General features: G+C 54.0%; 22 protein-coding genes. 19 read left to right on the top strand and 3 right to left on the bottom strand.

What is annotated here, in order from left to right; translation table 11 throughout:
* Positions 1-39 precede the first annotated feature (39 nt).
* The 8 genes from nrdE to P8S54_RS03675 all read left to right on the top strand — a co-directional run bounded on the left by nrdE (position 40) and on the right by P8S54_RS03675 (position 8,437).
* Complete coding sequence (gene nrdE / locus P8S54_RS03710) at positions 40-2,145, top strand: class 1b ribonucleoside-diphosphate reductase subunit alpha (protein ID WP_348651279.1); 2,106 nt, start codon at positions 40-42, stop codon at positions 2,143-2,145.
* A gap of 31 nt (positions 2,146-2,176) precedes the next feature.
* Complete coding sequence (nrdF, locus tag P8S54_RS03705) at positions 2,177-3,148, top strand: class 1b ribonucleoside-diphosphate reductase subunit beta (protein WP_009099349.1); 972 nt, start codon at positions 2,177-2,179, stop codon at positions 3,146-3,148.
* A gap of 320 nt (positions 3,149-3,468) precedes the next feature.
* A complete protein-coding gene (locus tag P8S54_RS03700) occupies positions 3,469-4,254 on the top strand; it encodes a DUF3450 family protein (RefSeq protein WP_281443289.1) in 786 nt (261 codons plus the stop codon).
* On the top strand, positions 4,251-5,633 hold the full coding sequence (locus P8S54_RS03695) for a MotA/TolQ/ExbB proton channel family protein (protein WP_281443288.1): 1,383 nt from the start codon (positions 4,251-4,253) through the stop codon (positions 5,631-5,633). The genes P8S54_RS03700 and P8S54_RS03695 overlap by 4 nt, the downstream gene beginning before the upstream one ends.
* A 1-nt stretch (position 5,634) precedes the next feature.
* Positions 5,635-6,177 (top strand): MotA/TolQ/ExbB proton channel family protein, encoded by a 543-nt coding sequence (locus tag P8S54_RS03690; RefSeq protein WP_281443287.1) that lies wholly within the window; start codon positions 5,635-5,637, stop codon positions 6,175-6,177.
* Positions 6,170-6,577: a biopolymer transporter ExbD gene (locus P8S54_RS03685; RefSeq protein ID WP_281443286.1), complete on the top strand. Its 408-nt coding sequence runs from the start codon at positions 6,170-6,172 to the stop codon at positions 6,575-6,577. The genes P8S54_RS03690 and P8S54_RS03685 overlap by 8 nt, the downstream gene beginning before the upstream one ends.
* Positions 6,574-7,326, top strand: a complete 753-nt coding sequence (locus P8S54_RS03680; RefSeq protein WP_281443285.1) for an energy transducer TonB — start codon at positions 6,574-6,576, stop codon at positions 7,324-7,326. The genes P8S54_RS03685 and P8S54_RS03680 overlap by 4 nt, the downstream gene beginning before the upstream one ends.
* Before the next feature lie 4 nt (positions 7,327-7,330).
* Positions 7,331-8,437: a hypothetical protein gene (locus P8S54_RS03675; protein ID WP_281443284.1), complete on the top strand. Its 1,107-nt coding sequence runs from the start codon at positions 7,331-7,333 to the stop codon at positions 8,435-8,437.
* 88 nt (positions 8,438-8,525) lie between these two features.
* Here P8S54_RS03675 and xthA read toward each other — a convergent pair whose 3' ends face one another.
* Positions 8,526-9,359, bottom strand: a complete 834-nt coding sequence (gene xthA / locus P8S54_RS03670; protein WP_281443283.1) for an exodeoxyribonuclease III — start codon at positions 9,357-9,359, stop codon at positions 8,526-8,528.
* Positions 9,359-9,607, bottom strand: a complete 249-nt coding sequence (locus tag P8S54_RS03665) for a hypothetical protein (RefSeq protein ID WP_009099368.1) — start codon at positions 9,605-9,607, stop codon at positions 9,359-9,361. Before P8S54_RS03665 ends, xthA begins: the two co-directional genes overlap by 1 nt.
* A gap of 145 nt (positions 9,608-9,752) precedes the next feature.
* Here P8S54_RS03665 and rhlB point away from each other — a divergent pair, with 145 nt between their 5' ends.
* Together rhlB and dinG are read left to right on the top strand one after the other, a co-directional pair.
* Positions 9,753-11,027, top strand: coding sequence for an ATP-dependent RNA helicase RhlB (gene rhlB, locus P8S54_RS03660; protein WP_009099369.1), 1,275 nt, complete (start codon positions 9,753-9,755; stop codon positions 11,025-11,027).
* A 5-nt stretch (positions 11,028-11,032) separates the two neighbouring features.
* Positions 11,033-13,159 carry an ATP-dependent DNA helicase DinG gene (gene dinG, locus P8S54_RS03655; protein ID WP_281443282.1) on the top strand — a complete coding sequence of 709 codons (2,127 nt, stop codon included), beginning with the start codon at positions 11,033-11,035 and terminating at the stop codon, positions 13,157-13,159.
* Between the two features lie 78 nt (positions 13,160-13,237).
* Here dinG and P8S54_RS03650 read toward each other — a convergent pair whose 3' ends face one another.
* Positions 13,238-14,311, bottom strand: coding sequence for a 3-deoxy-7-phosphoheptulonate synthase (locus tag P8S54_RS03650; protein WP_281443281.1), 1,074 nt, complete (start codon positions 14,309-14,311; stop codon positions 13,238-13,240).
* Positions 14,312-14,702: 391 nt separating this feature from the next.
* Between P8S54_RS03650 and rpoE the strand changes: the two genes are divergently transcribed.
* The 9 genes from rpoE (at position 14,703) to era (ending at position 23,835) form a co-directional block, all read left to right on the top strand.
* Positions 14,703-15,302 carry an RNA polymerase sigma factor RpoE gene (gene rpoE, locus P8S54_RS03645; RefSeq protein WP_281443280.1) on the top strand — a complete coding sequence of 200 codons (600 nt, stop codon included), beginning with the start codon at positions 14,703-14,705 and terminating at the stop codon, positions 15,300-15,302.
* Positions 15,303-15,603: 301 nt separating this feature from the next.
* The gene (locus P8S54_RS03640) at positions 15,604-16,332 is read left to right on the top strand and encodes a sigma-E factor negative regulatory protein (protein WP_281443279.1); all 729 of its coding nucleotides are present in this window, start codon (positions 15,604-15,606) and stop codon (positions 16,330-16,332) included.
* A 26-nt stretch (positions 16,333-16,358) separates the two neighbouring features.
* A complete protein-coding gene (locus P8S54_RS03635) occupies positions 16,359-17,375 on the top strand; it encodes a MucB/RseB C-terminal domain-containing protein (protein ID WP_348651274.1) in 1,017 nt (338 codons plus the stop codon).
* An 18-nt stretch (positions 17,376-17,393) separates the two neighbouring features.
* Entirely contained in the window at positions 17,394-17,843 is a 450-nt protein-coding gene (locus P8S54_RS03630) for a SoxR reducing system RseC family protein (protein WP_281443277.1), read from the top strand.
* 67 nt (positions 17,844-17,910) lie between these two features.
* A complete protein-coding gene (locus P8S54_RS03625) occupies positions 17,911-19,320 on the top strand; it encodes a DegQ family serine endoprotease (protein WP_281443276.1) in 1,410 nt (469 codons plus the stop codon).
* Between the two features lie 192 nt (positions 19,321-19,512).
* The gene (lepA, locus tag P8S54_RS03620) at positions 19,513-21,330 is read left to right on the top strand and encodes a translation elongation factor 4 (protein ID WP_281443275.1); all 1,818 of its coding nucleotides are present in this window, start codon (positions 19,513-19,515) and stop codon (positions 21,328-21,330) included.
* Between the two features lie 16 nt (positions 21,331-21,346).
* Complete coding sequence (lepB, locus tag P8S54_RS03615) at positions 21,347-22,150, top strand: signal peptidase I (protein WP_009099388.1); 804 nt, start codon at positions 21,347-21,349, stop codon at positions 22,148-22,150.
* Positions 22,151-22,246: 96 nt separating this feature from the next.
* Complete coding sequence (rnc, locus tag P8S54_RS03610) at positions 22,247-22,939, top strand: ribonuclease III (RefSeq protein WP_009099391.1); 693 nt, start codon at positions 22,247-22,249, stop codon at positions 22,937-22,939.
* Positions 22,936-23,835, top strand: a complete 900-nt coding sequence (gene era / locus P8S54_RS03605) for a GTPase Era (RefSeq protein ID WP_009099393.1) — start codon at positions 22,936-22,938, stop codon at positions 23,833-23,835. The genes rnc and era overlap by 4 nt, the downstream gene beginning before the upstream one ends.
* The last annotated feature ends 3 nt before the right edge of the window (positions 23,836-23,838 follow it).

Below are 23,838 nucleotides of genomic sequence, written 5' to 3'. Positions count from 1 at the left end.
GCAAAGCGGCCTGCTGCAGGGACTGGTGAGACGCGAACGCTGGATTACCACGCGCTGAATGCCATGCTCAATCTTTACGGTGCCAACGGCGAGCTACAGTTGGATAAAGACCGCGAAGCTGCGCGCCAGTATTTTTTGCAGCACGTTAACCAAAACACCGTGTTCTTCCACTCTCTGGAAGAGAAGCTCGACTACCTGGTCGAAGAAGGGTACTACGAAGCTGATATGCTGGCTCAGTACGACTTTGGTTTTGTTAAGGCACTGTTTGAACAGGCCTATGCCTACAAATTTCGTTTTCCAAGCTTCCTGGGCGCGTTCAAGTATTACACCAGCTACACGCTGAAAACGTTCGATGGCAAGCGCTACCTAGAGCGCTATGAAGATCGTGTATGCATGGTGGCACTGAGCCTAGCGCGGGGCGAGGAAGCGCTCGCCAAATCGCTGGTTGATGAAGTGATCAGCGGCCGTTTTCAGCCGGCCACGCCTACGTTTCTGAACTGCGGCAAGCAACAGCGCGGCGAACTGGTTTCCTGCTTCCTGCTGCGTATTGAAGACAACATGGAGTCGATTGGACGCTCGATCAACTCAGCGCTCCAGCTCTCCAAGCGCGGCGGCGGCGTTGCCTTCTTGCTGACGAATATCCGCGAGTCTGGCGCTCCCATTAAGCGTATCGAGAATCAGTCCTCGGGCATTATTCCGATTATGAAACTGCTGGAAGATGCTTTCTCTTACGCCAACCAGCTAGGCGCACGGCAGGGTGCCGGTGCGGTTTACCTGAACGCTCACCACCCAGATATTCTGCGTTTTCTAGATACCAAGCGTGAAAACGCTGATGAGAAAATCCGCATTAAAACGCTCTCGCTGGGTGTAACAATTCCAGATATCACGTTTGAGCTGGCTAAGCGCAACGACGACATGTACCTGTTCTCGCCCTACGACGTCGAGCGGGTGTACGGCGTGCCGTTTGGCGATATCAGTGTCACCGAGAAGTACCATGAAATGGTCGCGGATGCGCGCATCCGTAAGCACAAGATCAATGCGCGTGCCTTCTTCCAAACCCTGGCCGAGCTGCAGTTTGAGTCCGGCTACCCGTACATTATGTTTGAAGATACGGTAAACCGCGCCAACCCGATTGCCGGCCGGATCAATATGAGCAACCTCTGCTCTGAGATTCTCCAGGTGAATACGCCTACGGAGTATGACGACGATCTTGGCTATCGTCAGATTGGTCAGGATATCTCCTGCAACCTTGGCTCAATGAACATTGCCAAAGTCATGGATTCAGGCGATATCGGCACCAGCGTAGAAATTGCTATTCGTGGCCTCACCGCTGTTTCTGAGATGAGCAACCTGCGCAGCGTGCCATCCATCGCCGAAGGTAACGCGAAATCTCGAGCTATTGGCCTTGGGCAGATGAACCTGCACGGCTATCTTGCACGGGAACACATTTACTACGGTTCAGAAGAGGGTTTGGATTTTACTAATCTCTACTTCTACTGCGTTGCGTTCCATGCCATTCGTGCCTCTAACCAGCTGGCGATTGAGCACGGCGAAGCCTTTGCTGGGTTTGAAGACTCCACCTACGCATCGGGCACGTTCTTTGATAAGTACACCGATCAAGCATGGTTGCCGCGTACTGAAAAAGTGCGTGGGCTATTCGAGCGTAGTGGTATTGCACTACCCACCCAAGAGGAGTGGCAAGCGCTTAAAACCTCGGTGATGGCGCATGGTTTATATAACCGTAACCTCCAGGCGGTGCCGCCAACCGGATCAATCTCTTATATCAATAACTCCACCTCCAGTATTCACCCGGTGGCGGCGCGCATTGAGATCCGTAAAGAGGGCAAGCTGGGGCGCGTTTATTACCCTGCGCCATTCTTGAACGAGGCGAATTTTGATTACTTCCAAGACGCTTATGAGATTGGCCCGGAAAAAATCATCGACACCTATGCAGAAGCTTCCCAGCACGTTGATCAAGGGCTATCGCTAACGCTGTTCTTCCCGGATACCGCTTCCACGCGTGATATTAATAAGGCGCAAATTTACGCATGGCGTAAAGGGATCAAAACGCTTTACTACATCCGTTTACGCCAGAGTGCGCTGGAAGGCACCGAAGTAGAAGGCTGTGTCTCCTGCACACTGTAAGTGCGTAACGATTTTTAAAGAGAGCTATCTGATGACCATTATGCAACGTTTATCCCGGGTCAATGCGATCAACTGGAACCGTCTGCAAGACGATAAAGACCTGGAAGTGTGGAACCGCCTGACCAGCAATTTTTGGTTGCCGGAAAAAGTGCCACTTTCCAATGACATTCAGTCCTGGAATACGCTGACGCAGCAGGAAAAGCAGCTAACGATCCGCGTATTTACCGGTCTGACACTGCTCGATACCATTCAGAGCAGCGTTGGCGCACCGGTGCTTATGGAAGACGCCCGCACTCCCCATGAAGAGGCGGTATACACCAATATTGCCTTTATGGAGTCGGTTCACGCGCGTTCCTATAGCTCAATTTTCTCCACGCTGTGTACCACACGCGATGTCGATGACGCCTTCCGTTGGAGCGAAGAGAATCCCACGCTACAGCTGAAGTCTGAGCTGATTCTTAAGCGTTACCGCTCAGACGACCCCTTGATGCGTAAAGTGGCCAGCGTCTTTCTTGAGTCCTTCCTGTTCTACTCAGGTTTCTACCTGCCCATGTACTGGTCGAGCCACGCTAAGCTGACCAACACGGCAGACCTGATTCGCTTGATCATTCGTGATGAAGCAGTACACGGCTACTACGTAGGCTATAAATTCCAGCAAGCGCTTGCCGAAGCAACACCCGAGCGCCAGCAGGAAGTTAAAGACTACGCTTATGAGCTGCTGTTAGAGCTTTACGACAACGAAGTACGCTACACCGAATCGCTGTACGACGAAGTAGGCCTGACAGAGGACGTGAAGAAGTTCCTTCACTATAACGCCAACAAAGCGCTGATGAACCTTGGCTTTGAGCCACTGTTCCCCAGCAGCGTTACTGACGTCGACCCGACCATCATGGCAGCGCTTTCCCCCAACGCCGATGAGAACCACGACTTCTTCTCCGGCTCCGGCTCTTCCTACGTAATCGGCAAAGCCGTCGCCACCGAAGACGACGACTGGGCGTTTTAAGCGTTTACAGCTGCATTCAGTTTGAAAAAGATGGTGAGTAGGGTGCTCGCCATCTTTTCATAACATTTTTTCCCTTTCTCCGCTTTTATCCCCCATTTTTCCGCCAAATCAGACGTTGATGTCACGTTGGCCGTCTCACTCACGCTAGATTAGATCGTCGTGCATTGCATCGTGTCTTTGAATGCTAATGATAAATATTGTCATTTATTTCATGAGTGTTAGGCTATGCACTGCTGAAACGAAACGCAAATCGTTCTTATGTTCAATAATTTCTAGCGCGCCGTGAATGGCCGCGTGTCAATCAGTAACGGAGGCGTAACGTGCTGAAAAGGCCTTTCTTTGTCCTGGGTGGGTGCTTGCTTGCCGGAGTGTTGGTTAGTGCTTCGCTACTGGCAAGCGATGAAACAGTAGGGCAGGCCTCCCAAAGTGTTGAGGCCCAGCAAGCCCAGTCGGCTATCCAGCAGCAAATCGACACCGCCGATGAAGAGACCCGCGCGGCCCTGGAAGAGCTTCGTCGTCTTGAGCGTGAAACCCGCCAAATAGACGCTGCTAACTCAGCGCTTAGTGGTCGTTTAGCCAGTGAAGCTGAGCGCCAGCAACGCTTGAGTAGGGCGCTGGATATGCTGAGCGATACCCGAGCGGCGCTGCCTTTAATTGAGCAAGATATGACCCAGCAGTTAATCCGTTGGATTGAAACTGATCTGCCTTTTTTGCGCGACGAGCGGCTAGCAAGGGTGCAAACAGCGCAGGCTGATTCAGGCGCAGAAAGCGTTGAGCGAATTACCGGCCTGCTCGAAGCATGGCGCGTAGAGCTTGAGTACGGGCGCACTATTGATACCTGGCGTGGTCGGCTAGACATTGCGGATATGCCTGCCCGTGAAGTGGAGTACCTGCGCGTGGGCCGCATCGGTTTTTACTACCTCTCCCCGGATGGCCGCGAAGGTGGTGTGTGGGACGTCGAGAGTGGTGCATGGCAAGCGCTAGATGAAAGCGCTCGACGGGAAGTGCGCAATGGATTACGAATTGCTGATGATCAGCGTACCCCCGACTTACTGCGTTTACCGCTTTCCATTACCGCTGATGAGCAACAGGGAGGTCAGCAATGAGTGGGTTACCTCAACCTTCGCTGAAGGCGTTTGCCACACTGCTGACGTTAATGCTCAGTGTATTTTCCGGCAGCGCGCTGGCCCAGCAAAGCACCAGCCTTGATCCGGCAACCATAAGCTCACTGCGAGAAGCGCGCCAAGCGGCGGAAGCTCGCGATGAAGAGCGGCTGCGCTCATTTCTTGATGACCAGCAAGCACTAGAGGCGGCATTGGAAGAGGCGCGCTCAGCGCATCAGGTCGCCGAAGAGCAGCGTGATGCCTTACAAGCCCAGCAAAGCGAGCAGGCGCAGCAGGCAAGCGATCTTTCTGAGCGTCAAGCGGAGCAGGGTGAGGCGCTCACCGCGCTGTTAGCCCGCTTGAGCCAGCACAGTAGTGAGGTGCGCAATGCGTTGAGCGATGAAAGCTGGCTCACCCTTGGCGATGCAGCGTTGCCACCGCGTTTAAATGAGTTAGACGTGCTTGAACGTCAGCACCTTGAAGCGGTAGTGGATAGCCTGGCAACACTCACCGCACAAACAGGCCGTGCTGAAAGGCTCTCACTTAATGTGGCAGATACGCGTGGCGTTATTGAGTCCCGGGATGTGGTGCGTCTGGGCGACTTTGCTGCTTTTACCGAGACGGCGCTGCTGCGAAAAGGAGGAAGTGACGATGAGCTTGCTGAAGTTCCCCGTACTCCTCGTGAAATGAGCGCTGTGCTGGCGGCTTACCACCAAGGCGAAAGCCGTGAGTTTGCTATCGACCCGACACAAGGGGCTGTGCTGCGCGCGCTTGCCCAGCAGCCTAGCCTTTGGGAGCGCTTCCAGCAGGGTGGCTATGTCGGTTACGTCGTTGTCGTGCTAGGGGTGTTTGGTTTGCTGGTGGCGCTGACCCAGTATATCTATCTACTGGTCGCGAGCGCTCGGGTTGCTCGGCAGCGTAAATCGCTAAGCCAACTGCGTGGGGATAATCCGTTGGGTCGCGTGCTGCAGCGCTTTCAAGAGATGGATAAGCACCAAACGCCAGAAGCGCTGGAAGCGCGGTTGGATGAAGCGGTGCTGGCTGAGCTTCCGCGTATTGAGCGGGGTCAGCCAATCGTCAAGCTACTGGCAGCGATTGCGCCCCTGTTAGGGCTGCTGGGCACCGTGACAGGCATGATCGTCACTTTTCAGGCCATCACCGTTTTTGGCACCGGCGACCCACAGCTCATGGCGGGCGGTATCAGTCAGGCGTTGGTAACCACCGTATTAGGGTTAGTAACCGCCGTGCCGCTGCTGTTTGCGCAAACGGCGCTGGCTAGCCGCAGTCGTTATCTAACGCAAGTGATTGAAGGCGAAGCGAGCGCAACGCTGGCAGATCACCTTGAAGCCCAGTCAGCACCTCATGCCCCGGTGGTGAGCTAAGATGTTTACGCTACCCCTTTGGCTTGAGCCTGTAGAGCGGCTAGTCGATGCCGGTGGCGCGGTGTTGGTCGTGCTCGCCTTCGTAGCTGTGCTGGTGTTTGGTATGGCGATAGAGCGCTGGTGGTATTACCGCATCACTTGGCGTGTCGCGCGACGCAGGCTAATTCGCCGCTGGGCAGCGCGTAGCGATCATCGTAGCTGGAGCGCACGCACGCTGCGCCACGTATGGGCTACTGCGTTAGTTGCCAAATTAAGCCGCCCGCTGCCCTGGTTAAAGTTGTTAGTAGCGCTTTGTCCGCTGCTGGGGCTGTTGGGGACGGTCACTGGCATGATCGCAGTGTTTGATAGCCTTTCGCTGAGCGATACCCACCAGGCCCGTGCCATGGCAGACGGCGTGGCACGGGCCACGCTGCCCACCTTAACGGGGATGGCGATTGCGGTGGTGGGGCTGCTGTTTATTAGTCGTTTAGAGCACGTTATTCGTCGTGAAGATCAGCGTCTGCACGACCGCTTGGCGCGTGCCGTGGAGGAGAGTGATGCGTAGACGCCGTTCTGTAGATGCCACGGCCGATAGCAACGAGGTCAACTTAACGCCGATGCTGGATGTGGTGTTCATCATGTTGATCTTTTTTATTGTGACAACGAGCTTTATTAAAGAGAGCGGTATCGACATTAATCGCCCTGAATCTAGCGCGGCAAGCCCTCGGCCGGATGCGCAGGTGTTGGTAGCGGTAACGCCAGAAGGTGCGGTGTGGTTGGATGGGAAGCCTGTCGATATCCACCGGATTGGCCAGGAAGTGGCTGCCATGTTGACCGACGATGGGTCGGTGGTTATTCAGGCCGACCGTGATTCCACAACCGGGTTGCTAATTGAAGTGATGGACCGTTTAAAACAGGCTGGTGTTGACCAAGTGGCCGTAGCCGCGAGCCGGAGCGCCCCATGATTCGTCATGTGCTTTCCTTGTCCGGCGGGGTGGCATTGGCTGTTGGACTGTTTTGGCTGCTGGCGTTATTGGTAACGCCGCCGGAGCGAGCGTTAGAAACGCCGGAAATGACGCTATCCATGAATATGGTGGAAGCACCAGAGGTTGCTCCAGAACAAGAGACACCACCCCCCCAGCCTGCAGATGCAGCGCCTGCCGTCGCGCCTCCTCCTATGGCGATGCCCGAGCCTCCCCCGATGGCGGAAAGCGCTATCACGATGCCGGAGGTTGAGCTGCCCGAAGAGCCTGTGGAGCCGCTAGAACTCGATAGCGAGTTGCCTGAACTTACTGAAGTTACCCCAGAGCCTACGCCGCCAACACCGCAGCCAGAGCCGGCGCCGCAAGCACAGCCAGAACCGTCGCCTGCGCCGCTGTCGCCAACCCCCTCCACCGCGCAGCGTGAAGCGGCGCCCCAGGCCGAGCCTGCACCCTCTAATGAGCCGGTTAGCGTGGGTCAGGTGGCGCCTACAAATCGCGTTAATCCTACGTATCCTCCTCGCGCGCAGCGCCGGGGAATGGAAGGGTTTGTCGAGGTGGCGTTTGTTATTCGTCGTGATGGCAGCGTTGATAGCAGCACAATCCAAGTTACCAATGCGCAGCCTCGGCGCGTGTTTGAAGATGCCGCGCGTGAGGCGATTGCTCGCTGGCAGTTTGAGCCCAGCCAGCAGCTGCGGCGCGCCACGCAGCGTATTGAGTTTCAGCTGAGGTAGTTAAATGCAGCGTTTAAGTTATATGCAGCGTGTGGTTGGCATAATTCTGTTAAGCCTCTGGGCTTCGTTTGCCCCTGCAAGTGAGCCTTTGCCGAGCGATATCATTCAAGATCTTAATGCGCTTCAGCAGCAGCTGACGGATGCTGGCGCGAGTGATGGGGGTTCCGAAGCATTGGACACACTTATTGCCCGGGCAACGGGACAGGCTGCTCGTTTGCAAGCGGGTAACCGCTCGGACCAATGGGCCAGCGCGCTTTACTCTCAGCTTGCGGCAGGTGCCATGGCACGCCAAGGGCGGCAAGCAGAAGCCGCCGAGCAGTTGGCCAATGCCCGCAAGCGTAGCGGTGTGCCCGCAAGCCAGCTGGCTAGGTGGCAGCGTGAAGAGGCTGGGTTGCGGCGGGCGGCAGGTCAGCGCGGTGAGGCCATTGCGCTGTATGAGCAGTGGTTGGATAGCCATGCGGATGCACAGGTGAGCTGGCAATTGGTGTATCTATTGGCCCAAGAGGAGCGCTGGGAACGCGCAGCCGAGTACTTGGCGCCCTTGCTTGAACAGCGCGATAGCTTAAATGAAGCACGGCAGTCATTGGTGCTTGCCGTGCTGCGCAATGCCGGGCAAAACGATGCTGCGCTAGCGTGGCTGCTGGAGGGCCTTGATAGCCAAAGTGCCCCTGAGGCGTGGCGACAGGCGGCTGGGCTTGCGCAGCAGGCAGGCCAGCCAGGGGTTGCCGCAGGCGTATGGGAGATGGCGTGGCAGCTAGGCAAATTCACCCAACCAGAAGAGCGACTGCTGTTAATCCAACTCCATTTGGCAGGGGGCACACCTGCGCGGGCGGCGGAGCATCTCACTGAAGCGTTGCAAAATGGAATGCTGCCCCAGGATGAGCAAACGCTAAGGCTGTTGGCCACTGCCTGGCAACAAGCGAAGCATGTTCAAAACGCCCTAGCGGCATGGAAAGACGTAGCCAAATACACTCAGCAAGCGCGAGACTGGCGACAGGTTGGTCAGCTGGCTTACGCCTGGGACGAGGAAGCGTTGGCTAAACACGCCTTTACGCAGGCGTTGGCACTTGGTGATGCAGAGGTGGAGTCCTGGCTGGTCACTCTTAGATAGCCTTAAATAGCCAGGAAAGCATTAACGACCACCTGCCTCTCTACATGGGCCGGTGGCTTTAAAAGGGTAGCGGGCGATCCAATAATGGTCAGCCTTGAGGCGTAAGCGTTAATGAAAAATCGCTCCAGATCGGCGCATGATCAGAAGGGCGCTCCATGCCGCGTAGCTGATAATCGATACCGGCGCTGGTCACACACTCCGCAAGGGGGTGTGTCACTAAAATATAGTCAATGCGCAGGCCGCGTTTTGGCTCCCGGTCAAAGCCTTTTGAGCGGTAGTCAAACCAGCTAAACCAAGCATCATTCTCTGGGTAGCAAAGCCGGTAGCTATCGCTTAACCCCCAAGCTTTAATACCCTCAAGCCATTCGCGCTCTATGGGCTGAAAGCTGGCTTTGCCTTCACGTAACCAGCGTTTGCGACTAGCTTCGCCAATGCCTATGTCTTGATCTTCAGGGGAAATATTAAAATCACCCATGATGGCAAGGCGCTCGTCAGGGCTGTGTTGATTGTTAAGCAATCGGGACAGCTGCTGATAAAAGCGCTCTTTATGGGGGAATTTGGTAGGGTGAGCAATATTTTCGCCCTGGGGGAAATAGCCGTTCCATACGGTCACCGGCTGGCCATCGTCGGCCAGCAGACGCACGCCAATCATGCGCCGCTGGGCATCCTCTTCGTCATCGGGAAAGCCATAAAAAACCGTCTCAGGCGTTTGGCGGCACAGTAAGGCAACCCCGTAATGGCCTTTCTGCCCATAATAGAACACGTGATACCCCATGGCTTCTACATCGGCCAGAGGGAACTCACTGTCCTGCACTTTGGTTTCCTGCAAGCCAATAACATCAGGCTGCTGAGTATCAATCAGCGCTTGAAGCTGATGCAAGCGTGCCCGGATACCATTGATGTTGAACGAGACCAAACGCATTAAGAGTTCTCTCCAGAAGGGTTTTCCGCCTCTTTGTCCGGGTGAATCGAAATGGTCTGCCCCTCTTGCTGGCGGGCCAGTTTGCGAACTGCCTGAAGCTTACGCTGCTGCTGCTTTTTTGCTACAAAACGGCGTGAAGAGGTAACTTGGTCTGGGTTCTCGTGGCGCCATTTTTTATAATCTTTACGACGCCCAGTACGGATAGTGACTTTATCCGCTAACGAACGGGTCTTTTTCTTACGCGTCATGTCGCGCTCCTTGGGTTAATTTATGCGTCATTCTAACAGGCTAGCGCACTCCTTCGACAGCAGAGCGCGCTCTTATCGCCAACCCCTGGTACAATGCGCACTTCGTGATGCCTAACATCCACAGCAATGGACAGATACACAGCCTATGAGCGAGTCGGAACAGACCACAGCATCGGCCCAGAACCGCAAGCCTAAACGCCGCCGTCGGAAACCGCGTCGTCGTCAGTCGAACTGGGATCTTCGTCAGTTTCAGGTGCCCGCCGTGGCCGGCAAGTGGCGCTTCCATGACTTTGATCTGCCGCTGCCGTTAATGCGCGCTATTCATGCTCAAGGGTTTGAATACTGCACGCCCATTCAAGCGGAAGCCCTTCGCCAAACGCTGCTAGGCGGCGATATTGTTGGCAAGGCGCAAACCGGAACGGGTAAGACTGCTGCGTTTTTAATTTCAGTAATGGCCTACTTTTTGGAAGAGCCAACACCGGATGGGCAGAAGCCAGGTGCGCCCCGCGCGCTGATTATTGCGCCCACCCGTGAGCTGGCGCTGCAAATCGAAAAAGATGCTAAAGCCCTAGCTCGGTTTACCCAGCTAAATGTCGCCAGCGTTGTGGGCGGTATGGACTACCAAAAGCAGCGTGAAAGTCTAGGCAGCAAGATCGATATCTTGGTTGCCACGCCTGGCCGCCTGCTAGATTTTCATCAGAAACGCGATATCGACCTTTCAGAAGTGGAAGTGCTGGTGTTGGATGAAGCGGATCGCATGCTTTCCATGGGCTTTATTCCCGATGTGAAACGGATCATTCGCTATACGCCTAAAAAAGAGGAGCGCCAAACCTTCCTCTTCTCGGCGACCTTCACCGACGATATTCTGAGCTTGGCTAGCCAGTGGACGCTCGATCCTGCCCACGTAGAGATTGAAGTGACCGTTGAGAACCAAGCGGACATCGACCAGCGTGTCTACTTGGTGTCTGATGATGATAAAGAGCGCCTGCTGGTGAATTTGCTTGAGCAAGAGAGCTTCGAGCGAGTCATGGTGTTCGGTAATCGCCGTGATCTCGTGCGTAAGCTGGATAGTCTTCTCAAGAAAGCGGGCGTTAGCGTTGCCATGCTGTCGGGGGATGTGCCGCAGAACCAGCGTATCAAAACCCTTGAAAGCTTCCGCGAGGGAGAGATTCAAGTGCTGGTGGCCACTGACGTAGCCGGGCGCGGAATTCATATTGAAGACGTCAGCCATGTGATCAACTACACCTTGCCGGAAGACCCGGAAGACTACGTTCATCGTATTGGCCGTACTGGCCGTGCCGGAGCAAAAGGCGTTTCGATTAGCTTTGTAGGTGAAGAGGATGCGTTCTCCTTGCCTGAGATCGAACGCTATATCAATGGCAAGCTCCCCTGCGAGCACCCGCCGGAAGGCATGCTGTAACACGCATGCTGGACAACGGCTTAAAAAGCGATATTCAGCAAGCCTACCGTAGCGTGGTGGAAAAGCTAGCGCTGACACCACGCTACGGGCAGCGGTTAATGATCGCAGAAATTGCCCGTACGCTCGGGGGGATTGAGCAAGATAGCGAAGGTAAGCGCACCAACGACAGCCATGTCTGTGTGCTGGAAGCGGGTACCGGTACCGGGAAAACCCTCGCCTATTTAATTGCCGCGCTGCCCATTGCCAAGGCCCAGGGCAAACGCCTGATCGTCTCCACGGCTACGGTTGCGCTGCAAGAGCAGGTGTTGAACCAGGACCTGCCCTCCCTTGCTAGCCACAGCGGTATTGCATTTCGCTACGCCCTTGCCAAAGGGCGTGGGCGTTATGTGTGTGTGGCGCGCCTTGATCAGGCCCTGGAGGGCAGTGAACCTAACCCCACTCTCTCGCTATTTGAGCAGTCGCTTCAGGCGGAAAGCAGCGACTTTACCGTGATTGCGAGTGATATGGCGGAGTCTTACGGTAAAGGGGACTGGGAAGGGGATCGCGATAATTGGCCGCAATCCATCGACGATGCCCACTGGCGGCGCTTAACGGTAGATCATCGCCAATGTACCGGCAGGCGCTGTGGGCATTTTGGCGCTTGCGCGTTCTTTCGTTCCCGGCGTGAGCTTGAAGATGCCGATGTTATCGTTGCTAACCATGATCTAGTGCTAGCCGACTTGGCGCTCGGTGGTGGTGCTATTTTGCCAGACCCCGCAAACTGTATTTTTGTGTTTGACGAAGGGCATCACCTGCCCGATAAAGCGCTGTCTCATTTTGCCCACCGCTTTGCGGTGCATGGCTGTTTGCGCTGGTTAAAAACCCTCAAAAGCAGTTTGACGGATCTCCACCAGGGGTTGGCAGTGCAGCCAACGGTGGCGCGCTTACTGGCTAGCTTGCCAGAATTAATGCATGGCTTAGAGCCTGCGCTGGGTGATGTGTTCAGCGTGGGGCATCAGCTGGCAGGGCGGCCCAATGGGCTAGGTGATGAAGAGACCCTTCATCAGTTCCGCTTTGAAAAAGGCCAGATTCCCGATGCGTTGCGTGAGCAGGCGCAGCAGTTGCTGGTTATGTTTGCAACGCTATCGCGCTGCTTAGAAAGCATCAGCGATATTCTTAGGGAAAGTCTCGATCCAGACAAGCAAACGGGCTTGGATCGAGAGCAGGCTGAAACATGGTTGCCGTTGGTGGCGCTGCTTCACGGCCGTGCACTTGAGGCCCATGCGCTTTGGCAAGCATTTAGTGAGCAGGACGCTGCCAATGCGCCGCCCAGCGCTCGCTGGCTCTCGCTTAGTCGGGTGGCGGGTGAACCAGAAGTGGAGTTCTCGGCAAGCCCTGTTTCAGCGGCCCATACCTTGGCCAAGCACTTATGGGGGCGGTGCCATGGTGCAGTGGTGACATCAGCAACCCTCACCGCGCTGGGGCGTTTTGAGCGTATTCAGGAGCGTGCTGGGTTAGCTAACCGTTACCGTTATCAAGCGCTGCCTAGCCCGTTTGATTATGCCAATGCGATTCTTCGCGTTCCCAAAGAGGCCACCGACCCAAGCGATCGTGATGCCCACGAGGGCGCGATTGTGCGTTTTGTGGAGCAGCTAGGCGACAAAGAGGCCGTATTGGTGCTGTTCTCTTCACGGGCGCAGCTTCGCGCGGTAGAAAAAGCCCTGTCGGTTGAAACCAAAACGCGGGTGCTGGCCCAGGACGCACTGCCCAAGCGCGAGTTGATTGAGCGCCATCGCGATGCCGTGGACAGACGTGAAGGCAGCATTATTTTTGGCTTGGCAAGTTTCGCGGAAGGTATTGACCTGCCCGGCGACTATCTTACCCATGTGGTGATCACACGGCTGCCGTTTGCAGTGCCTGATGACCCGGTAGGCGCGACATTGGCAGAGTGGATTGAGAGCCAGGGCGGTAACCCGTTTATGCGCATCAGCGTGCCGGATGCGTCTATCAAGCTGGTACAAGCCTGTGGGCGGCTGATACGAAAAGAGAGTGATCACGGCACTATCACGCTGCTGGATCGGCGTGTGATTACCCGCCGCTACGGCCAAGCACTTTTAGATGCCTTGCCACCGTTCAAACGAGAAATCATGTAAAAAAAGCCCCGCTGGGCAGGCCGCAGCGGGGCGTTACTGTTACTGAAACTGTTATTAAAACTGTAATTAAAAGAGTGGTTAAGCGATGCGCTTAGCAAGCGCTGGCGCCAGCTTCTCGTTCATGCGCGTAAAGGTTTCAACCGTTGTATCCCAGTCGATGCAGGCGTCGGTGATAGAAACACCGTATTGAAGATCGCTTAAATCTGCAGGCACTTTTTGATTGCCCCAGCCAATATTGGATTCAACCATCAGGCCGATAATAGAGGTGTTACCTTCTAAAATCTGATTGGTCACGTTTTCCAGTACCAGCGGCTGCAGTGCGGCATCTTTGTTTGAGTTCGCGTGGGAGCAGTCGATCATGATGTTGGCGGAAAGGTTAGCTTTTTTAAGCTCTTTTTCGGCCAGTGCCACGCTAACGCTATCGTAATTAGGCTTGCCGTTGCCGCCACGCAGCACGACATGGCCGTAGGCGTTGCCGCGGGTGCGGATAATAGCGACTTGGCCCGACTGGTTAATGCCCAGGAAATTGTGTGGGTGAGCGACGGACTCTAACGCATTAATCGCAACGTCCAGGCTGCCGTCGGTGCCATTTTTGAAACCTACGGGGCAGGAGAGGCCGGAGGCCATTTCACGGTGGGTTTGCGACTCAGTGGTGCGTGCGCCGACGGCTGACCAGCTGATGCAGTCTTGCAGGTACTGGGGCGAAATGGGGTCGAGCGCTTCAGTTGCTAGTGGTAAGCCCATTTCGGCTAAATCCACCAGCAGTTTGCGCGCAATATGTAAGCCTTCATCAATTTCAAATGAGTCATTTAGATGCGGGTCATTGATTAAGCCTTTCCAGCCAACGGTGGTGCGAGGCTTTTCAAAATAGACGCGCATTACAATATACAGGCTATCGTTTACTTGGTCGGCCAGCTTGCGCAAGCGGCGCGCGTAGTCCAGCGCGGCGTCGACATCGTGAATAGAGCATGGCCCCACCACTACGAGTAAACGGGGGTCTTTGCCATCGAGAATATTCTGGATGGTGTTACGCCCTTCAATTACCGAGCGCTCGGCAGCTTCGGTCAGTGGAATGGCATCTTTAAGTGCTTCGGGTGTGGTGAGAACATCCTGGGCGAGAACGTTGAGGTTACTAACCTGCTGATCAGACATCGTGCTACCTGTGTGCGCGGTGGGCTTAAAGTGGCCTCTACTATGGCGTGTCCGGGGAGTAAAAATCAATTGTTGCGGAACTTGAATACGCCGGAAGGTGTCAGCCTCAGCGTTTGGTGAGTAGAAGCCAACGTTTTCATTGCCAGATGACTAGCGCAAGGTTCCCGCTAACACAGCTAAGCGCTTGATGCGCTGAACAGAACGCGTAACACTAAGCACCATTGAAGATTAATCGCATAAAGAGCAGAGGGCGCAACGTTGCCATCTGATGTCATCATTATTATTAAACAATGCCCAAGGGACGCTATGCTGCTTGCTGTGAATGCCCACGTTAAAGGGCGAAAAACACCCCAGGTTCGATGTATGTCGTACAAGCAGGAGGAGCGTGTGAATGGGCACCCGTGAAACAGACCAACAGCTTGTTGAGCGTGCCCAAAAAGGCGATACCCGCGCTTTTGATCTACTGGTGAAAAAATACCAGCACAAGATTATTGGTTTGATTGGACGTTATGTGCACGATCACTCAGAAGTGCAGGACGTCGCTCAAGAAGCGTTTATTAAAGCGTATCGGGCGCTTGGCAAGTTTCGTGCAGAAAGTGCGTTTTATACGTGGATGTACCGGATAGCGATAAATACGGCGAAAAATCACCTGGTCTCCCGGGGGCGGCGGCCGCCAGGGAGTGACTTGGATATTGTCGATGCCGAAATTGTCGATCAAAGCGGCCGCTTGGCAGATGCCGAGTCCCCTGAGGCGGCCATCGCGCGTGACCAGCTTGAGGCGGCTGTTTATGAAGCCATTGAGAAACTGCCGGAAGATTTGCGCACTGCTATCACGTTACGAGAGTTAGACGGCCTTGCCTACGAGGATATTGCTCAGATAATGCAGTGCCCGGTAGGTACTGTGCGTTCGCGTATTTTTCGCGCGCGTGAAGCGGTTGATGAGCATATTCGTCCGCTGGTCACTACGGCGCGTAACAGTCGCGAGGAGTAACGGTAGAGGCGTAATCGCTCTGGCAGGGCATTGTTTTTGATCAAAATCGCTAGGGCCCAGCCGTTGATAAATGGCGATATTACCTGGCTGTCACATTATCTTACGTTTTTTCTTTTTTTGTGAACTGTCTGGCAAGAGAAGCGTCATAGCCCTGAACAAGAGATTTGAAATGGGGTCTTTGGACTAAGATTTTGCAAACAGGTTTGCAGTAGGGTCTTGGCCTATGGAGCGACCGACGTGTTCTGTATTGCTTGCAGAATAACTGCGGTGCTCCTTCTAACACAGTGTGAGGGTGTGAAGTATGAGTCAAAACACACGGGAATCGCTTTCGGCGTTAATGGATAGCGAAAGTGATGAGCTTGAGCTACGCCGAGTGTTGAAGTCGCTGCCTGATGACAGTGATGCGGCAGAGACATGGCGACGTTACCATTTAGCGCGCAGCATGATGCAGCGTGAGCGCGACGTGGACGTGAGTGTTGATCTCTCCGCAGGTATTATGGCGCGATTGCGTGACGAGCCAGCGCCATTGCTAGACGATGAGCAGAAGGGCACGCCAGTCAAGGCCAATGGTGTTTCATTTGCACGTGGAGCCGGTGTTGCCGCAGCTGTATCGTTAATGGTAATTACAGGCGTACAGTTTTTTGGCAGTAATGGCAGCACCTCTGGGCAAGGTACTGGCGACTTAGCAGCGACACCTGCTGTGGGCGCACAAGTACAGCCGGTTAGCCTAACGTCCATGCAGCCCGCTACTATGTCTCAATCCGACATGCCAATGTTTGAACCCACCCCGTTTCGTATTAACGGTCAGGGTGGGAGTGGGCTAATGAATGTTAGCGAGGCTGGCTTTTCCGCACCTTCCATGCCACAAAATGTGATGTCGCAGCAGAGCACGTCGATTGATATTGATCAAATTCGTTTGCTTCAGTCGTACCTAGAGCAGCATGCTCAAGGCGCGGCTAGCGGCAATGCAGATAGCTGGATGCCTTTGATGCGCTCCTCCTCTGTTACAGAGCCCCTTGGCCAGCGCTAACCGCTAAGCCGAGATGTGTAACGAATATGAGTAACGTAGGTAAGGGAATAGCTAATAGAGGTATGTCGGCATCTGCTGTTACCAGAAAAGGTATCCCTGTGAAAAAAGTGTTTGCGCTTAGCTTATGTGTGTTAAGTGCAAACTTTTTTTTAGTTCCAGCAGAAGCAAGCAGTCATGATGCGTCAGCTGCTTCTAGCGTTTGTGCTTCAATAGTCTCTCAAGGCACTCCTGAAAGTGTCGAGCAGTGGCTTGTGTACAGCAGGTACGCAAGCCACTGCTATTTATTTCAAGCAAGAGCCGTTTCTATAGATGCGCTGGGAGTGCGCACGCTAGCGCTATCCCACCGGATTCATGAAGGCGTTCGTCAGCAAGTGGTTCAACACCTTGATGGCCCCTCTGTTAGCGTTGAGCGCCGCTCCCATGTTGGGCGGCTGGCATGGTTTGATGCCAGTGAGAGTGATTCACCGTCTATGCCTGAAGCCTGGGCCACACATATTGCAGATAACTATGCTATTACGCTTGAAAACGACGCTAGGGTGGCTGGGCGCTCAGCTGTTCAGCTAAACTTTTTGCCCCACGATGACGAGCGTTATCATCATGGGTGGTGGGTGGATCAAGAGACGGGTCTGTTATTAAAATCTGTATTAAGTGATTCTCAGGGCAGAGTACTTGAAACCTTTCAGATGACTCAGCTCCAATCCCCTGAACCCTACAGTGGTTCGATTAGTGGTGACAATGCCTACACAATGCCTGATCCAGGCTGGCAGGTTACTTGGTTGCCCGAAGGGTTTGTGGCACAACCTATCGAAGGTAGTGCCAGTGAAACTGAGCATCGTTTTTTTAGTGACGGCTTAGCTTCTCTAAGTATATTTGCAGTCCCGGTAACGCAAACAGCGCTTGAACCGGGTATCCACACCCTTGGCGTGTCTACTGTGGCTGTTGAGTTTGCCACGATAGGCGAGCAGCGCTGGCAGTTGATAGGCATTGGCGAGCTGCCGCCAGCACTGCTGCTTCGAATTGTACAATCCGTTGAGTTTGAATGAGCGCACCGGTAACTACCTATGACTGACTCCTGCTCTGACTTGCTGCGCACTGGCACGGTGGTGGGGTATGTGCCGCGCCAAGGTATTACCGTTGATGTATCAGTGATGGCAAGCTGCGAGCAGTGTGCCAAAGGTCGTGGATGTGGAATGGGGCTGATGGCTCGCCGTCAACAGCAGCAGCTTGTAGTGAAGCCCAGCTGCCCTCCTGAACAGTATGAGCAGCGCTACCCTTTAGGTGCTTCCGTTACGTTTAGCGTACCTAAAAACGACCTGACTGCAGTCGCGCTACTGGTTTATACCTTGCCGTTATTAATTGCATTGATACTGTCAGGCTCAGCCGCCTGGGCGGGAGTTTCAGAGTGGCAGAGTGCCGCTGTTTTTTTTGGGGCATTGATCAGTGGTACTGTTGCCCTTAAATATGGCATGAGCGGGCGTACGGAACGCTTTCGCCCTCGATTGGTCAGTTAATAGTCCTTGTAACTCACAGTGAGTTGCTTCCCCTTCGTATGGTGTTTGCTTGACTAGGAGCTGTTGCATGAAGCGCTTGGTTCTTCCCTCTACCCTGTGGCTATGCTTAGTTGCGCTACTTATGATGGGCCAAACTGCCCATGCGCAAAGCCTTCCAGACTTCACTGAGCTGGTTGAAGATGCAGCTCCTGGTGTTGTGAATATTTCCACTAGCCGAACCATCCAGCGCGGCGGGCCTGCTGGGCATGGGTTTGGTGGACAAGAACTTCCCGAAATATTTCGGCACTTCTTTGGCGATAGCTTTCCCATGCCGCCTGGGGGCAGCCAGGGAAGAAGCCAGGAGCGCCAATCCCTAGGGTCGGGCTTTGTGATTAGTGCAGATGGCTATGTGCTCACGAACGCGCATGTGGTGCAGGATGCCGATGAGATATTGGTTCGCTTGAACGACCGCCGTGAGCTGACTGCAGAACTGATTGGCAGTGACAGCCAAACGGATGTCGCGCTGCTCAAAATCGATGCTAATAATCTCCCTGTACTGAATCTGGGTGATTCAGACGAGCTTAGAGTAGGTGAGTGGGTCGCCGCCATTGGCTCACCGTTTGGCTTCGACTACTCGGTCACTGCCGGTATTGTTAGCGCGATTAATCGTACGCTGCCACGTGACGCTTACGTTCCCTTTATTCAAACCGATGTGGCGATTAACCCTGGTAACTCAGGCGGTCCACTGTTTAACCTTCAGGGCGAAGTAGTTGGGATCAACTCGCAAATATTTACCCGCAGCGGCGGCTTCATGGGGCTCTCTTTTGCCATCCCTATCAACGTTGCTATGGATGTGGCTGACCAACTGCGTGAAGATGGTCAGGTCAGTCGTGGCTGGCTGGGCGTGATGATTCAGCCTGTTTCCAGGGACTTAGCCGAATCTTTTGGCATGGATGAAGCGATTGGTGCGCTGATTGCCGACCTCGACCCTGAAGGCCCTGCGGCCCAAGGCGGCCTTCAGGCTGGCGATGTAGTGGTAGAAGTCAACGGTGAAGAAGTTGATCGTTCCAGCACCTTGCCGCGCTTAATTGGCCGTGTAGCACCAGGGCGGGAAGTAGAGCTTACGCTTATGCGCGATGGCGAGCAGGTGACTGAAACGGTTGAACTCGGCAACTGGCCGGATTCCGAAGCAGTTCAACGGCCGTCCGGCAGTAATGATCAGGCGCGTTTAGGGGTTTCGGTAGCAGAAATTGATGAAGCTACCCGCGAGCGTTTAAATATTAGCGGCGGCGTTGAGGTTCGTCAGGTTGAAGCCAATAGCGTGGCCGCCCAGGCTGGCCTACGCCCGGGCGATGTGCTGGTGAGTATCGATCATCGCAGTGTGTCCTCCGCTGATGAGCTGCTGCGCATCGTTGAAGAACTGCCCAGTGACCGTGCTATTCCGCTACGCCTATACCGCGATGGGCGCTCACTGTTTGTAGCTTTACGCCTAGAGTAACCCCTCTAATATCCTTCCAGTCCGGCGGTTCTCGCCGGACTGCTGTTCCTATCCCGCGCATATCGCTACAATAGCGCTTATCTTTTTGACGAACATTGGCAATTTGGTGGTGCGGGCAAATACTATGGCCTGCGCTCGTTGGCCAAATAGAGCCAATCACCACTTGCGCACCCATAAGGTAGAGCACACTCGATGTCTCAAGACGTTTCCAGCGGAAAGCTTAAGCATATTAGAAATTTCTCCATCATCGCCCATATCGATCATGGTAAGTCGACGCTATCAGATCGTTTGATTCAAACCTGCGAAGGTTTAACCGAGCGTGAACTTAAAGAGCAAGTGCTCGACTCCATGGACATTGAGCGCGAACGTGGGATTACCATTAAAGCTCAGTCGGTCACGCTAGATTACACCGCTGCCGATGGGCAGGTGTATCAGCTTAACTTTATCGATACGCCTGGCCACGTTGATTTTTCTTACGAGGTTTCTCGCTCGCTCTATGCTTGTGAAGGTGCATTGCTGGTGGTGGATGCTGCGCAGGGTGTAGAGGCTCAATCGGTCGCCAACTGCTATACCGCTATTGAGCAGGGACTTGAAGTCCTACCTGTACTAAACAAAATCGATTTACCCCAAGCGGACTGTGACAAGGTTGCCCAGGAGATCGAAGAGATTATCGGTCTTGATGCGACTGATGCCTGCCAAGTATCAGCTAAAAGCGGAATTGGTATCGATGCTCTGCTTGAACGGTTAGTTCGCGATATTCCGCCACCGAAAGGCGACCCAGATGCGCCACTGCAAGCGCTGATTATCGACTCCTGGTTTGATAACTATTTGGGGGTTGTTTCGCTGGTTAGGTTATTTGATGGCACGCTGCGTAAAGGCGATAAGATCCGCATCAAATCGACAGGCCGCGACTGGGGTGCCACAGAAGTGGGTATCTTCACTCCTCAACGGAAGCAGACCGACATTTTACGTGCTGGTGAAGTAGGTTTTATTGTCGCCGGTATTAAAGAGATTCACGGGGCGCCGGTGGGTGACACTATTACCCATACCAAAACGCCCGACGTTCCACGCCTGCCAGGTTTCCAAAAAGTTAAGCCCCAGGTTTATGCAGGTATGTTCCCGGTCAGTGCAGATGATTACGAAGACTTTCGTGATGCACTTGAAAAACTCGCGCTTAACGATGCCTCGTTAGAATATGAGCCGGAAAACTCTGATGCTCTTGGCTTTGGCTTTCGCGTGGGCTTTCTTGGCACGCTGCACATGGAGATTATCCAGGAGCGGCTTGAACGTGAATATGATATTGACCTGCTTACCACCGCACCCACGGTTGTTTATGAATTAGCCATGAAAAATGGCGATGTGTGCTACATCTCCAACCCGTCTAAATTGCCTGATATGGCCGACGTGGACGAGATGCGTGAACCTATCGTGCGTGCCAGCATCCTGGTGCCTCAAGAGTACGTGGGTAACGTGATTGCCGAGTGCGAACAGCGTCGTGGTACGCAGTGGGATATGCAGTTTTTGGGTAATCAAATCCAGTTGGCCTACGAGCTGCCTATGTCTGAGGTGGTCATGGACTTCTTCGATCGCTTAAAGTCGATTTCCCGTGGCTATGCGTCTCTGGAGTATAACTTTGAGCGTTTCGAAGTGGCCAAGCTGGTTCGCCTGGATGTATTGATCAACGGTGACAAAGTCGATGCGTTGGCCGTTATTATCCATCGCGACCATGCCCATAACCGTGGTCGTCTGCTAGTGGAGAAGATGAAAGAGCTTATTCCTCGGCAGATGTTTGATGTGGCTATTCAAGCGGCCATCGGCGGGCAGGTCGTCGCTCGCTCAACGGTGAAAGCGCTTCGTAAAAACGTGACGGCCAAATGTTATGGCGGCGATGTAAGCCGTAAAAAGAAACTGCTTGAGAAACAGAAAGCCGGTAAGAAGCGAATGAAACAAGTGGGGCGCGTTGAAATTCCCCAGGATGCCTTCCTTGCTGTGCTCAAGGTTAACGACTAGGGAATCTAACCCCCCCATGGATTTTTCATTACTACTGGTACTGGCTGTTGCAATTTCGGGCTTCGTCTACTTGCTGGATGTGCTTTGGCTTCGCCCTAAACGACGTCAACGCGTTGCCACTGCTGAAGCGGCAACTACTGATGGGCTGGATGCGCCCACCCGTGAAAAGCTGTTAAAAGAGCCCTGGCCGGTCGATTATTCGCGCTCTTTTTTCCCTGTGCTTTTGGTCGTCCTGGTGGTACGCAGCTTTATTGTTGAGCCGTTTCAAATCCCCTCGGGATCGATGAAGCCTACCCTTGAGGTAGGTGATTTTATTCTTGTGAATAAATTCGCCTATGGGCTGCGTCTACCCGTAGTGCATAACCGCTTTTTTGAAGTGGATGACCCGGAGAGGGGCGATGTGATGGTATTTCGCTTCCCCGACGAGCCAGCCGTTAACTTCATTAAGCGAGTTGTCGGGCTGCCCGGCGACAGTGTCCGTTATGAGGGTAAGCAGCTATATATTAATGGTGAGCCGGTTGGCAAATCGCTGATTGAAGAGGGGCCTGAACGCTCGCCTCAGCAGCTACTGTTAGAAGAGCGCCTGGGTAGCGTTAGCCACTATATTTATAACAATCCCCGCGACCCTGGTCCGCAAATGCGCGAAGTTGTCGTGCCTGAAGGTCACTACTTCACCATGGGGGATAACCGAGACCACTCCAACGATAGCCGCTACTGGGGCTTTGTGCCGGAAGAGAACATCGTTGGGCGTGCCTTTGCAGTTTGGATGCATTGGGATGGCGGGCTACCCAGTTTCTCCAGCGTGCGTCGTATTGAGTGACGCTGTATATGTTGCAAACCGATTATGTTGCAAGTCGATTATGTTGCAAGCCGATAGTGTGGTTATCTTAGTTAACGTCAATGACGTAGGAGCACTGTGAGTAATCCCTTAACCGCTTTTTGCCGACGAATCGGCCATACCTTTGGCGACCACTCGCTTTTGGAACTGGCCATGACGCATCGTAGCTACGGTGGTCGTAACAATGAGCGCCTGGAATTTTTAGGTGACTCTATCGTCAACTTTGTGATTGCTGAAGCGCTGTTTCAACGATTTCCCCAGGCCAGAGAAGGGCAGTTGTCACGTTTGCGTGCCCGTCTGGTGAAGGGGCAAACCCTGGCGGAGTTAGCTCGCGAGATGGCCTTTGGCGAGTGCTTGCGGCTAGGCTCTGGCGAAATGAAAAGCGGTGGCCACCGCCGCGAGTCCATTCTAGCGGATGCCGTTGAGGCCGTGATTGGGGCGATTTATCTTGATGCGGGTATGGATACTGTTCGCGAGCGTGTGATGGCTTGGTACGCTGAGCGCCTAGAGAGTATCTCATTGCAAGACACCCAGAAAGATCCTAAAACACGCTTACAAGAGTTCTTGCAGTCGCGCCAAGCGGCGCTGCCGCGCTATGAAGTGGTCTCTGTAAAGGGAGAGGCGCATGCCCAGACCTTTACCGTGGAGTGCTACATTGATTTGTTGAGCGAGCATACCACGGGTAAAGGCCCTAGCCGCCGCCATGCGGAACAGCAGGCAGCTGAAGAAGCCCTTTCCCACCTTGAAAAAAATCCTGGAGATAAATCATGAGCCAAACCTGCGGATTCGTGGCCATCGTTGGTCGGCCCAACGTAGGCAAATCAACCCTCATGAATCGAATTCTAGGGCAAAAGATCTCTATTACCTCGCGGCGGCCGCAAACCACTCGCCACCAGGTAATGGGGATTAAAACGGTTGATGAGACCCAGTTTATTTATGTGGATACGCCGGGCATGCACATTATGTCCAAAGACCGCAATAAAGCCATTAATCGCTTTATGAACCAAGCAGCCACCCAGGCGCTGCGCGATGTCGACTGTGTGGTGTTTATTATCGACCGCACCCGCTGGACCGAGGAAGACCAAGCGGTATTGAAGCGCTTAGAACACGTGAAGGCGCCGGTCATTTTGGCGGTTAATAAAGTGGATCGCCTCACTGATAAAAGCGATCTACTGCCTTGGCTGGCTGAAGTGGGCGCCCGCCGTGAGTTTGCGGCAGTGGTACCCATTTCCGCCAAGCACGGTACCCAGGTAGACACGCTAGAAGAAGAAGTGGCGAAGCATCTGCCGGAAAGTATTCACTTTTTCCCCGAAGACCAAATCACCGATAAGAGCCTGCGCTTTATGGCAGCCGAGCTGGTGCGTGAAAAAGTGATGCGCCAGTTGGGTGATGAGCTACCGTACCAGATGACCGTTGAAATAGAAGAGTTCCGCGAGACCGAGCGCGTTACCCACATCAGCGCGCTGATACTTGTTGAGCGCCAGGGGCAAAAAGTGATTCTGATTGGCGAAAACGGTGATCGAATCAAGAGCATTGGCCGCGAAGCGCGTTTGGATATGGAGCGAGCGCTGGGTACCAAGGTAATGCTTAACCTGTGGGTGAAAGTGAAGCGCGGCTGGTCGGATGACGAGCGCGCACTGAAAAGCTTGGGTTACGACCTCGATTGAGTG

This window comes from Halomonas sp. M1, assembly GCF_029581375.1.
Taxonomy (GTDB): domain Bacteria; phylum Pseudomonadota; class Gammaproteobacteria; order Pseudomonadales; family Halomonadaceae; genus Vreelandella.
The sequence above is the reverse complement of the archived record's forward strand: the minus strand, read 5'-3'. Positions and strand labels throughout refer to the sequence as shown.